9 protein-coding genes and 1 pseudogene are annotated in these 12,357 nt (G+C 60.5%); 4 read left to right on the forward strand and 6 right to left on the reverse strand.

Going from position 1 to position 12,357, the window contains the following annotated elements; translation table 11 throughout:
* On the reverse strand, window positions 1-222 hold a 222-nt coding region (locus A9977_RS34775; RefSeq protein WP_183027042.1), incomplete at its 3' end, for a DUF4158 domain-containing protein.
* Window positions 223-395: 173 nt separating this feature from the next.
* Between A9977_RS34775 and A9977_RS22095 the strand changes: the two genes are divergently transcribed.
* The gene (locus tag A9977_RS22095; protein WP_183027043.1) at window positions 396-1,493 is read left to right on the forward strand and encodes a LysR family transcriptional regulator; all 1,098 of its coding nucleotides are present in this window, start codon (window positions 396-398) and stop codon (window positions 1,491-1,493) included.
* Here A9977_RS22095 and A9977_RS22100 read toward each other — a convergent pair.
* The 5 genes and pseudogenes from A9977_RS22100 to trfA (A9977_RS22120) all read right to left on the reverse strand — a co-directional run bounded on the left by A9977_RS22100 (window position 1,441) and on the right by trfA (A9977_RS22120) (window position 10,002).
* Window positions 1,441-4,149 (reverse strand): DUF6351 family protein, encoded by a 2,709-nt coding sequence (locus tag A9977_RS22100; RefSeq protein WP_183027044.1) that lies wholly within the window; start codon window positions 4,147-4,149, stop codon window positions 1,441-1,443. The genes A9977_RS22095 and A9977_RS22100 overlap by 53 nt on opposite strands.
* A 35-nt stretch (window positions 4,150-4,184) precedes the next feature.
* Window positions 4,185-5,192 (reverse strand): tripartite tricarboxylate transporter substrate binding protein, encoded by a 1,008-nt coding sequence (locus A9977_RS22105; protein WP_183027045.1) that lies wholly within the window; start codon window positions 5,190-5,192, stop codon window positions 4,185-4,187.
* Between the two features lie 1,157 nt (window positions 5,193-6,349).
* Window positions 6,350-7,063: a plasmid replication initiator TrfA gene (gene trfA, locus A9977_RS22110; RefSeq protein ID WP_183027046.1), complete on the reverse strand. Its 714-nt coding sequence runs from the start codon at window positions 7,061-7,063 to the stop codon at window positions 6,350-6,352.
* Window positions 6,949-8,886: pseudogene (locus A9977_RS22115) on the reverse strand (Tn3-like element IS1071 family transposase); the annotation flags it as partial. The pseudogene A9977_RS22115 and the gene trfA (A9977_RS22110), both read right to left, overlap by 115 nt.
* A gap of 246 nt (window positions 8,887-9,132) precedes the next feature.
* Window positions 9,133-10,002, reverse strand: coding sequence for a plasmid replication initiator TrfA (trfA, locus tag A9977_RS22120; protein ID WP_031944006.1), 870 nt, complete (start codon window positions 10,000-10,002; stop codon window positions 9,133-9,135).
* A gap of 320 nt (window positions 10,003-10,322) precedes the next feature.
* Between trfA (A9977_RS22120) and A9977_RS22125 the strand changes: the two genes are divergently transcribed.
* The 3 genes from A9977_RS22125 (at window position 10,323) to trbC (ending at window position 12,357) form a co-directional block, all read left to right on the forward strand.
* Window positions 10,323-10,700, forward strand: a complete 378-nt coding sequence (locus A9977_RS22125) for a transcriptional regulator (RefSeq protein ID WP_031944007.1) — start codon at window positions 10,323-10,325, stop codon at window positions 10,698-10,700.
* Between the two features lie 254 nt (window positions 10,701-10,954).
* A complete protein-coding gene (gene trbB, locus A9977_RS22130; protein ID WP_011171718.1) occupies window positions 10,955-11,917 on the forward strand; it encodes a P-type conjugative transfer ATPase TrbB in 963 nt (320 codons plus the stop codon).
* A gap of 11 nt (window positions 11,918-11,928) precedes the next feature.
* Window positions 11,929-12,357, forward strand: a complete 429-nt coding sequence (gene trbC, locus A9977_RS22135) for an IncP-type conjugal transfer pilin TrbC (RefSeq protein ID WP_011171719.1) — start codon at window positions 11,929-11,931, stop codon at window positions 12,355-12,357.

Raw genomic sequence — 12,357 nt, forward strand, 5'->3', positions numbered from 1 at the left:
CCACAAGGCTACTGGAATTACCCGAAAGGCACCGAGCAAACGCCCACTCATGCGCAGGAAACCAATATGGAGCGCCAGACCAAGCTTGTGGGAATCACCTCGGCGTGCATTGATTGCGTCGCGCTCGGCACCATCGAAGGTGAAAAATGCCTTCATCTCGAAGTCGCTGATATCGCGGGGGAGCCCACGCATCCCCAAAAACGTTGTGTGCCAACCCTGCATCGTGAACCTCAAAAGTGGGAGGCCACCATACCCGTTTACAAAGCGAACAGGAAAGTCAATGAAATCAACGGTCTACCCAGACCACCCCCGCGCCAGTGCTAGCTTTGCGTACCGTCACTTATTGCACTGAAAACGAGGAGACCCCACAGTGAACAATAACGATCCCCAGTGGCATGAAGCCCCCACTGTTGTCAACGCCCGCCGGGGGCTTGCCCACGCCGATCATCAACGCTGTCTTAACAGATCCATTCCAGAAAACCACTGTGACAAACTTCGATCTGAATGCTATTGCCCTGTTGGTCGAAATCATTGATACCGGAAGTCTGAGTTCTGCAGCCTTGCGCAACAACTTGAGCCGGTCGGCGGTGAGCCATCGGCTAAAGACCCTAGAAGCCGCATTGGGTGTGCAGTTGCTGCGCCGCACCACTCGGCGCCTGGAACCTACGGAGATTGGCCGACGCCTTTACGAACATGGCCGCATCATCGTGGGCGAGCTCGCGCAGGTGCGGGCCAAGGCCTCGACGGCCGGCAACTCGCCGAGCGGCGCGGTCCGCCTGAGTTTGCCCACGGGGCTAGGCGATGCGCTGATCAGCAGCATGCTGATGGACTTCAAGCGCGCCTTTCCGCAGGTCGAGCTGGAGGTGCTTTTTGAGAACCGTGTGCTGGACCTGCTGGCCGACGAGGTGGACGTGGCGATCCGCATTCTGTCCTCACCGCCGGAGTCACTGCATGCGCTAGACCTTGGCAATGTGAACTGGGTAATGTGCGCGGCGCCCGACTACCTAAAACGGGTCGGCACCCCGACCCGGCTAGACCAGCTACCGTCGCTGGAAATAATCTGCGCGGCTGCGGTGGGAGGCAAGCTCACCGTTTCAGCGACGCGCTGCTCCCAGCGGACCATCATCACGGTCAATCCCGGCCTGCGTTCGGAGAATTTCCAATTCTTGAAGCACGCGGTGATCGCAGGACTGGGCATTGGCATTCTGCCCTTCTACCAAGTGGAGTCCGATCTTGGTGGGGGCCGCCTGGTTGGCCTGATGCCTGAATACCGTTTCGGCATATTCGGGCGCAAGGTCATGCTGCTGGCCATGCCGGACCGCTACCGCACCGCGGCCAGTGGGGCTCTGATCGAGTTCTTGAAGGTCCGGGTGCGTGAGGATATGGCGGCGTTCGGCGAGCGCTTCGATGCCGCTCGCCTGGCGCCGCGCTCCGCGGCAGTTACGGAGCGACCGTCAGCGGATGTCCGATCTTGCGCTGATTCAGTCCGGTGATCTGTATCCAAGTTCCGGCCAGCGGCTGTTCCTGCATGCCTGGCTTGGTGAAGTCGCAGACGCCGGTCGGGAACACCGCGCTCAGTGCTGCCAGGTCGGCCGTGCGCTGCACGCCGACCCAGCCCGGATTGGCCGCCGCATAGCCGTCATAGTCCTCTGCGTTCACAGGCTTAAGCTGGCACTGCATCGTCCGTCCGGTCATCGGCTCGCCCGCATCGAAGCGTGGATAAGACGAGGCCGGTGCCATCGCATTGCAACGCGACGGCGTGGCACTCACGCCCACCGTGCCCGCTGGTGACTTGCTGCCGTTGCCCTTAATGAACACGGTATTGAAGCCGCCGAAGACCTGCGGTTCGGCGATGAAATCGTCAGCGGCACCGGCAGTGGTGGCACCGAAGCAGCCGTCAACCAGCGTAGTCGGTTTGCTCTTCACCACCTTGGTTTTCAGCGGAGTGGACGACTTGTCGTTAGCCAGCGAAGTCAGCCATTGGTCCATTGCCGCGAAGGCCTTCTGTTGTCCCACCAGCTGACGGCCGGTCATAGCCGGGCGGGGCGCTTGCACCGGGGTCGCGTGGTTCGCATTGGGGTCTTGCTTGAATGCCGGTATGTTAGCCACACCGTTCCACATGACGTGGTTGTCGAACGAGCCGGTGGCCGCCGCAATGCGGGCGCGGATCATGTAATGGAAGAACTTTAAGTGCAGGTCACCCGCGCCAGAGAACTCGTTGTTCAGATTGTCGAGGTTCAGCACTGCCGTCTGCGCAAGGCCAGCCCCACCGTACATGATCATGCCAGTCTGGTAAGCATTCTTCAGCCCTTCCAGGTCGGGTTGCATGCGCTCCGTGCTCATATTGCCGTCAATGTCCTGACCACCGATTTTCTTATTGAGATCGATGAACTGAGCCATTGTGATCTGGCCGGTATTGAGCGAATTCAGGCCGTATTGCAGACCAACGTTGGCCGTGTAGGAGCGCCCGAAACCGGTGGGCTCGACACCCAACGTGTTCTTGTTGTGGTCCGACACGTTCGGCCGCAGGCCGTTGGGATTGGCCGGCAGCGCGCTCACCGGTGGCGCCGGCAGCTTGCCCATCGGGGCCGACGCGACCACGTTGGCGGGGCTGTATTTTTCGTTGGTGCCAATCACCGCGCTGAACACCGACGAGTTACCCGTCCCGGCGGTCACGTTGTCCCGGTCGCCCGCATTGATGGGGCGCAGCACGGAGTCCGTTCTACCGGCCCAGAAGCTCGCCTGCTGGCGAATGCTGTGATACGTCGAATAGCCCGAGGCCGCAGCGAGTTCGGAGTTGGTCCATGTCACCAGCGTGGGGTCGGACAAGCGCGCTGCCGCCGTGGCGTTGTCATAGGATGGGTCATAGGCCGTGTTGGGCACCGGGGCGTAGGTAGCGTTCTGGGTCGTGCCAGTCTTGGTATGGTTGAGCTGATAGTTGTAAAACAGGCGGCCTTCCACGCTTGCGGGACTAGTGTTATCCGGGAAGCCATTGAGCAGCACGATGCCATCAAGCAGGCCTGGGTAGGTGTCGGCGATCATGCTCTGCTGCATCGCGGAGCCGGAGTTACCCCAGCCCATGGTGTAGAGCACCGGACCGTTGGCTTTGATGAAGCGCTCCTTCACCATCATCATGGTCTCGGCCGAGATGATGTGGTTGCAGTTCTGGCCAAAGTAGTTAAGCGTGGAATTCGCCACCGCGAAGCCCTGGCTCAGTGGCAGGTCGTTCAATGCATTGTTGTCGCCCGCTGTGCCGTTTGACGACGCGGCCGAGCCGCCCACCGGACCCATCACGCGGCCTTGGACGTACCAGCCCGAGCCGCAGCTCTGGCCGAACGGGTAGACCAGCTTTCCGTTGAACCCGGCCGGCGGGTTAAGCGGCGTCGGGTTAGGGTTCTTGACCGGATCGCCCAGTACCGCGAGCTGGTAGATGCCGCGGTTGATGACGCCGGTTTCCAGTCGCACGATGTAGGGTACCTTGGTGCCGTCCTGCAGCGTTGTCAGTTCAACGTTGGCGGGCGGCTTGGCCGGGTCGTACGGCTGCCAAACAGCCGTGCCGGCCTTGGTGGCGTCGTGGTAAACCCAGTCGACGCGTGTGGGCGCGGCGCAATTCGGGTCGTTATTGGGCCCCGACGTGAGCGTCGGACCGCCGGGATAGATGTTGAAGGTGTCGGTCTGGCAGTGAAAGCTGGGCTCTTGCGGTGCATAGAGGATAGGCCCTTGGACCGGGTAGGCGGTAAGCTTGAGGCTCGCGCGCAGCTTGCCTTCGCCGCCGGCATCGTTGACCTCGACCAGGTTGTCTCCGCGATTAAGGCCGGTGAGCAAGCCGAGTGATGCGTTGCCCTTGCTCGCCTTCTGAAACTTGGCTGTCACGTCCGTACCGTTGAGGCGAATGCTGACGCCGGTGACCGGGCTGTCGTCGGCCATTGCCACCTGCACTAGCGTGTCATCACCGCTGGTCATCTTCTCGGGCGAGGACAGGCTTTGCAGGCGCACCTCCGTCGAGGGCGGAGTGCTGCCGCCGCTGCTGCCGCCGCTGCCGCCGCTGCTACCACCACAGGCAGCGATCACCATCGCCACTGCGCTGAGCGAGGCGGCCGAAGCTCGGAGCGGCAGGCGCCGCCGTGTTGCTGATTTGGTCATTTTCATGTTGTCTCCGTTATAGGCATGGGGTGCGCTTGAACTCAGTCGACCGTGGCGCGTGATTCCTTCACCGTCTTGGCCCACTTCGTGGCCTCGGACTGGATGAATTCCGCAAATTGGGTGGGTGACTCGGGGTGGGGCTGTGCGCCCTGTTCGCTGAACAACTTTTTCACCTCGGGCAGAGCAAGTACAGCTATGAGCGATTCGTTTAGCTTTTTGACGACGGCGGGCGGCGTGCCGGCTGGGGCCAGCAGGCCGAACCAAGAAGTTGCCTCATAGCCCGGCACGCCGGACTCCGCGATGGTGGGCACGTCCGGCAGCGAAGGGGCGCGCTGGGCCGAGGTAACAGCAATAGCACGGAGCTTCCCGGCCTTGATTTGCGCGGCAGAGGAAGGAAGGTTGTCGAACATCATGTCCACCTGCTGGCCGAGCAGCGCCGTCACGCCGGGTGCGCTTCCCTTGAAAGGCACGTGGAGCATGTCGGTTTTCGTCATCGACTTGAAGAGCTCGCCCGACAGGTGAATGGAGGTTCCATTGCCCGCCGAGGCAAAGCTCAGCGCGCCTGGGCGGGCCTTGCCCGCAGCGATCAGGTCCTGCACGTTGGTAATGCGCGACTGACTGTTCACAACTAGCACATTGGGCACCATCGCCACCCGGCCGATGGGCGAAAAGTCCGCCACCGGGTCGAAACCGATGTTTTTGTAAAGCGCCTGGTTGATCGCGTGGGTGCCGACGGTGGCCATCACCAGCGTGTACCCGTCGGGCGCGGCCTTCGCCACGAGTTGGGCACCGAGGTTGCCGCCGGCGCCGGCCCGGTTGTCGACCACCACGCTCTGCCCGAGGCGCTGTCCGAGATGGGTGCCGACGATACGCGCCAGGATGTCGGTAGTACCAGCTGGAGTGAAGGGAACGACGATAGTGATCGTGTGGTCGGGGTAGACGGCGTGGGCCTGAGAAGCCCAGGCTAGGGTGCTCAGGGCGGTCAGGCTTGCCAGTACCAAAGCACGGCTACGCCTGCCCGGCGGGGGCGGGGTGTTTTGTAAAGTCATATGTCTCCTGGTCTTTTAGACCTGTGTGTGTGCTGAATTATTAAGCGGGCCTACTTGTAACGGAATGCCGCTTTTCGGGATGCACTGTCGAATTAGATTCAACAATCAAAACCGTGTCGCCGTCTGCCGCCATCGCCACGGTCCGTCGCCCATCGAGAGCTACGGGTACGATCAAGCGGCGATGGAGAAATACCTCGACTCAGCGGCCCGCTCGCTGTGGTGATGGTTCGTCTACACAGCGGGCCAGACGCCGCTGGATCCCGACAAGCCAGGCGCCGCCCGCCAATAGCACCTGGAAGACCTACGGGCGGCCGATCGGGGCGACATCGCCCCGCTGCTGGCCTTCGCAGCTGACCTATTCGGGCAGATACCGGTTTAGTCGGAAGTCGACCCGATGGCGCCCGAAGAAACGAATGCCGAGCTCTCTCACGCGCAGTTCTACGGTGTTTCAGGATAGGGCCCTGGAGGCGTCCTAAGGGAAACCAGGCCCAACCCCTCAACCCAGGCGAAAAAACGCAGCCTGGGCCGTTCTGGAGGGCCGGATGGTGGTTCGATGGCCAACCCCGCCCCTTTCTTGCCAAACGGTTTTGGGTGAGACCTTGCGTCGAGGGCGAAGCCCTGGCAAGCGTAGCGCGCAGGACTCGCGCAGCGAGCCGAGTTGGGGGTCGGCGCGAAGCGCTTTGCTTTTCCCCCCTTGGGGGGACTGTTGAAGGCCATGGCGCAACACAGATTCAAAAAAGATTAAGAGAAGATTAGTGTTTTCGGGCACCATCCGTAACCTATTGTCGCCATTGAGATTTTCTGAATTTTCCGGGAGGGCATCGGGAGCGGAATGCCGTGCCACCGGGAGCGGAATGCCGTGTCCGCGGGAGCGGAATGCCGTGTCCGCGGGAGCGGAATGCCGTGCCTGCGGGAGCAGAGTGCCGTGCCACCGGGAGCGGAATGCCGTGCCGTTATCCACAGGGAGCGGAATGCCGTGTCTTGCACAGCTAGAAGGAGTGGATTTTGGCCAGATACAGGCCCATTTCTCCTCAAAACCTCCTTCAGACCGGGAGCGGAATGCCGTGCCTCAGCGGATGCCTTTCCCACACAAGGCCGGTCTCTCCCTTGGCTGCAGACGGTTCAAGACCAGCAGACCGGGAGCGGAATGCCGTGCCTCAGCGTTCCAAATGCCGCCGTTGACTTTGCGTGGGCCGGCGCGTCACAACCACACAGTCGTTCTCGTCGATGACCCAGCCGGTGATCGACGTTTCCTTGGCCACCAGCAGATCCAGAGCAGTACGCAGCAGCTTCCGGAAGTCTCCTAACCGTTGCGTTGCCTTGGCACCGCACAGATCCCGGATAGTGGCTACCTTGTAGGGCAGCTGCACAGCATGGCTGCTGTAGAAGCCATGCAGCCACTTCGCTAGGTTCGCGTTCCCCAGCTGCTGGCGTTCCTCCCAGTCGATGTAGGTGTTGCCTGCTTGATAGAGCTTGAGCAACTGCGGTGAAACCTCGATCACGTAAGCCTGCTCGGCCTCGTCCCGGTAGTAGCTTTGCACCATCGTTCCGCCAAACGCCTGACCCTCTTCCTTGATCGTGATTTCGACCACGGCGCCGGTCAAACGCGAGATGTCTTCCTTGAGTTGCTCATGCTGCTCTCGACCGTGGTGCCGTCCCAGCATCGTGAGCATCGAGTGCGCGGAAAACCTCACCTTCGAGCCCAGATTCTGGGTCCGCGCCAGGTGGATGATGGTTTCCCAGGTGTCCAGATCAGTCGCATGAATTCCAGCACAGCCTGGCAGGCCTGGCTCAGACGCCGTTCGTCCCGCGCCCAGCGCATGGCCTGGCGAATGCTGGTGGCAGACAATTGCGGAATCATGCGCGCGCATTCGACCGCAGTCAGACTGGTGCCGTGGGCCATGATGCCGGCATAGACCATCAGCAGCTCGTCGGTAGAGCGCGGCTCACGTCCGAGCATGATCCAGCTAAAGCGCACCTGGGCGTCAACGGCCAGAATCACTTCCGGCAATTGAACCTCACCGATGCGGTGATCCAAAGCCGCGCGCAGCTTGGTCACTTCTGGGTCTTCGTCCTCTGCGGGCAATGGCGACAAATGGAGTTCATCATCCACGCGCAGTACGCCACTGCGGGCTGCAGCGGCCACCGCATCGACACCGGCAGTTACTCTGGCCAGCAAAGGCTTCAAGAAAGTGGCAGCCTTGCTGGGTAACGATAGACGGGCATAGTGTTTCTTGGACTCTGCCTGCCAACGCTCGTCCGTGAAGAACAAGCGCGCACGACCCCGAAAGCTCAGGCTGTGCTCAATCCAGACCGAGCCATTGCGCACCGCGCGGCGCAGGGCAAACAGGGTGGCCACCTCCAACGCCTGAAACGCCCGTTCCCGGTCTGGGCTGGAGATCGAAACCTGCCAGATCATTCCCAGACTTGGTGCCACCACTTCAACTGGCAGCTTTCTGGATCCTTTGAGATATAAAGCTTGCAGCTTGGCAAGGTACTCGATGGCAGGATGCTCGCCGGTGGCCTGCCAGGGCAGCTTTGCAATGGCGACGAGCAACGACCGCACGGGGCGAATTCCATCAATCAATCCCTCGCGGACCAGGGAGGCCCTGCTCGGTGGTTTGCGTTTCTGGGTTTCGGTGATCAAGGCTTCAAGACGGGCACGCAACTCAGCATCTGGCACCGCACCTTGCGCGCTCAAGGCAACAAGTTCGCCGAGCAGCGTTTTGTACATTGCGGCCCAATTGACGGTAGCGGGGACATCGGCGGCAGCCTGACGCCACAGATCGGCGATCCGGCGCTGCACCATAAGGATCAACTGGTCTGTGGTGGTGAACAGGCAATACCGAAGAAAGCATGCGACCTCCACGGTGCGCGCTGGCTCTTTGATCTTGGCTCCGGCTGAGGGCGGCCTGGAGACAAGTCGGCGCGCGTAGCGGCGCAAGATGAGATCGGGGATGTCTGCCAGGTGCTTATGAACGTCCAGCGTGTAAAGCAGGTCGATGCGCTCCAGTACCTCGCTGATTTGGCGGGTTGAGTGTTTCGCCGGTGCAGCCCATAGCCAACTCTGCTGGGTTTGTCCATCTGGGCGCAGCTCTGAAACTGAGGCTCGCCAGCGATCAAGTGTTGCTGGATCAACGCTGGCGGCGATGGCGGTGCCTGTTTCAACTTCAAGCTGGGCAAGTGCCGCCGCAATCAGTGTCCGAATTGCCCGCTCGTGCACGATCACCAGCTTGTTCTTGTACAGCCATTGACGCGCCCGCACGAGTAGCTGATCGCGGTCGGCGCAGCGCGCCACTTCGTCGCGCAGTTCACGTACCAGTGAGCGGCGCTGGTGCTCGCTCATCCACTGGAATCCAAGGACCGTGCAGGCTACTTGTTGGTGATCGAATAGCGTGCGCCCGCGTTCATACATGGCTCTCAGCGAGGCGACTTCTGGTGCTGCAATGCCAAGCTCGTTGCCAAGGTGGCGCCACAAGGCTACTGGAATTACCCGAAAGGCACCGAGCAAACGCCCACTCATGCGCAGGAAACCAATATGGAGCGCCAGACCAAGCTTGTGGGAATCACCTCGGCGTGCATTGATTGCGTCGCGCTCGGCACCATCGAAGGTGAAAAATGCCTTCATCTCGAAGTCGCTGATATCGCGGGGGAGCCCACGCATCCCCAAAAACGTTGTGTGCCAACCCTGCATCGTGAACCTCAAAAGTGGGAGGCCACCATACCCGTTTACAAAGCGAACAGGAAAGTCAATGAAATCAACGGTCTACCCAGACCACCCCCGCGCCAGTGCTAGCTTTGCGTACCGTCACTTATTGCACTGAAAACGAGGAGACCCCGGCTTGGCCCCTCAAGTGTCTGCATGCCGCCGCTGCGCCCCTCATCTGTCAATGAAAAACGGGAGCCTAGGCCCCCGTTCTCTGTCGCATGTCCACCTGGTCTACCGCTGGCAGTAGATCGAGTCACCCTGCACCCATGACAGCTTGATAAGCCCGCTCTGGCTCAACTCTTCGCACGCCTGGCCGGTCTGCTCGCGCCACTTCTTGAGCCTGGCCGAATCGGACCCGCACATCAGCCTGAACGTCTCCAGTTTCAAGGGGAAGGGTTCCTTGTGAGAGACGAAGTAATCGAACATGCGCCGGGCAGTAGGGGACAGCTCGCGGTACTTTTCCCACACGAATTTCGAGTAGTGATCGCCGGCAAAAAGCACTACCATTTCCTCGTCGATTTCGACCTGGCAGCGCGACGTTTTCTTGCCGCGATCCAGCACGCGGAAGCGATGGATCAGGGACACCGATTCAAGCCGGCCGATCCGGCCCGAACTGAACTGCATGGCGGTCGCCTGCAGGCGAGTCAGGCACTCTTCGGCCTTGTCGTAGTACCGGCCGTTGATCGGCCAGCCCAGGTCCGTGCAAAGCTCGTAGAACGTGAAGGAAACGGGCGTACCGACCGGCGAGCGCTTCGCGTATTCAAGAACCTGCTGCCAAACCAGCTCGTCGTCATCGGCCCGCAGCTCGATCCCGGTATAGGTGATGAGCACGTCCTTATTGACGTGAAAAATTACGTGTTGCTGCCGCACCTCACGCGGGGTCTTCTTGTTCCTGGTCGTGAAGAGCGCAGCACGCGCCAGGTCGTTCGGCATCGCCCGCATGTCGTCGCCCCAGGGCGCGAGGTCGAACAGCGAAAGCTGCATTGCCTTGATCTGCTCTTTCGTGTGCTTGAGCAAAGCGGCCTGCTTGACTTCGCTCACCTTGTCGGCGGTCTTCTCGACGGCGGTTTTTCGTTTCGGCGCTGGGGCGGGTGCGGACATTGAGGTTCCTCCGAATGGAAATTACGCCACGGCAAATGCCAACGGCGGGTGATTCGGCGGCGTAACTCCTGCCGTCGCTCGACGCATCGGTATCAAAACAGCCGATTGGACGCCAGGGGAGGGGATCACATCGGCTCTGCAGCTTGATGTATCGCTCGCCCCTTCATCGCGGGTAAAATTACCGATAAATTGGAACCTGTTTAGGCTCATGCATTGATTTTCTTGCGCTAGAGAACTCGAAGTTTAGCTAAACACGGTCTCCCCGTCAAGAACTTTAGCGGCTAAAATTTTGAGCTGCGGATCGCAAGGCATAGCCGACCGTGTACAACCAGATATTCTTTACGAACGTCTTACGCCTGCTCGAAGAGCAAGGGATGACGAAGCATGACCTCGCCGAGAAGGCAGGAATGTCCATATCATTCCTGTCCGACTTGACCAACGGGAAGGCCAATCCTTCCCTCAAGATCATGGGTTCCATTGCGGACGCCTTGAGCGTCCCATTGCCGACCCTTTTGGAAATGACTGACTTGGACAAGGCAACGCTGGACGCCTTGTCCGGGGGCAAGGCCCCAAAGAGTCTCCCGGACGGGTTCGCACGCATAGCGGCGATCCTCAACGAGTACCAGGCATTCACAGTGCGGCAATGGGATGAGGCGAACAGGAAGCAAATAGCCAAAAGTAAAGGCAAAAAGTCCTGACGCCAGAGGGAAATTTTTAGCGGCTAAAGCCCCCCATTCACGGGGATTGCCGCTTCGCTGGGTAGCAATCCAGCCGCCAGCCAGCCGCGTAACTCGCCAGCCAGCGCCTCCTTTCACCCTGCAGCCTTCAACCGGGCGCCCCATTTGTCAACAGGGGTAACAGTTCGTTGAAGGCTTTGGCTTGCCTTGCTTTCCTGTTCGGTATATCGTTTGTCCGTGTAGAATACGACGAAACGAAATGGAACAGGACGGACATGGCAGACACAGAAGACTTCTCAACGCTCAAAGAGCGGGCCAAGAAGAAATTGGAACGCGACATGGGGCCGCTGCTCTTGGGTGCATTGAATGACCCGCGCACGGTCGAAATCATGCTCAACGCGGACGGCAAGCTGTGGCAGGAACGGCTTGGCGAAAAGATGAAGTGCATCGGGTCGCTGCGCGTGGCGCAGTCCGAAGCGATCATCAAAACCATTGCCGGCTACCACGGCAAGGAAGTCACACGCGGCAAGCCCATCCTGGAAGGGGAGTTGCCGCTTGATGGCTCGCGCTTCGCGGGCCAGCTCCCCCCGGTTGTGCCTGCGCCCACGTTTGCAATCCGCAAGAAGGCCGTGGCCATCTTCACGCTGGAGCAATACGTCGAGGCCGGCACCATGACGCAGGGCCAGTACGAGGCCCTGAAAGCCGCCGTCAAGAACCACCGGAACATCCTGGTGATTGGCGGCACTGGCTCGGGCAAGACCACGCTCGTGAACGCGATCATCAATGAGATGGTGATTTGCGATCCCATGGAGCGCGTTTTCATCATCGAAGACACCGGCGAAATTCAATGCGCCGCTGAAAACTTCGTTCAGTACCACACGTCCCTGGAAGTGCCGATGACGGCGCTTCTGAAAGCGACTCTGCGCATGCGCCCTGACCGGATTCTGGTCGGGGAAGTGCGTGGGGCGGAAGCGTTGGATTTGCTCGATGCCTGGAACACCGGGCACGAGGGTGGGGCGGCAACGCTCCACGCCAACAACGCAGCCGCTGGCCTGGCTCGTCTGAGGTCGCTCATTACCCGTAATGAGTCGGCACCGGCCGAAATTGAACCGCTGATAGGCGAGGTGGTTCATGTCGTTGTTCATATCGCCCGCACCCCTGAAGGCGGTCGCCGCATCCAAGAAATCCTTGAGGTTTCCGGGTACGTGGACGGCCGCTACATCACCAAAACCCTCTAGGAGTATTTCCAATGCAAGCGTCTCTTCTCCGTCCCTTCGCCATCAACCGCACGACGATGTTCTACATCGGCGCGGCGCTGCTGATGGTGCTTTTCCTGCTGTCTCCACAGCATGCCTTTGCCTCGGAAGGCACGGGCGGCTCGCTGCCCTATGAAAGCTGGTTGACGAACCTGCGCAATTCCGTCACCGGCCCCGTGGCCTTCGCGCTGTCGATCATCGGCATCGTGATCGCTGGCGGCGTGCTGATCTTCGGCGGCGACCTGAATGGCTTCTTCCGCACGCTGATTTTCCTCGTCCTGGTGATGGCCCTCCTGGTCGGCGCGCAGAACGTGATGAGCACCTTCTTCGGCCGTGGCGCTGAGATTGCTGCGCTGGGCGATGCCGTGATGCACCAGCTCAAGGCCGCATCGGTTCTGACCAACAGCGTCCGCACGGTCTAA

This window comes from Variovorax sp. UMC13, assembly GCF_014170375.1.
In the GTDB taxonomy this organism is placed as follows: Bacteria; Pseudomonadota; Gammaproteobacteria; order Burkholderiales; family Burkholderiaceae_C; genus Variovorax.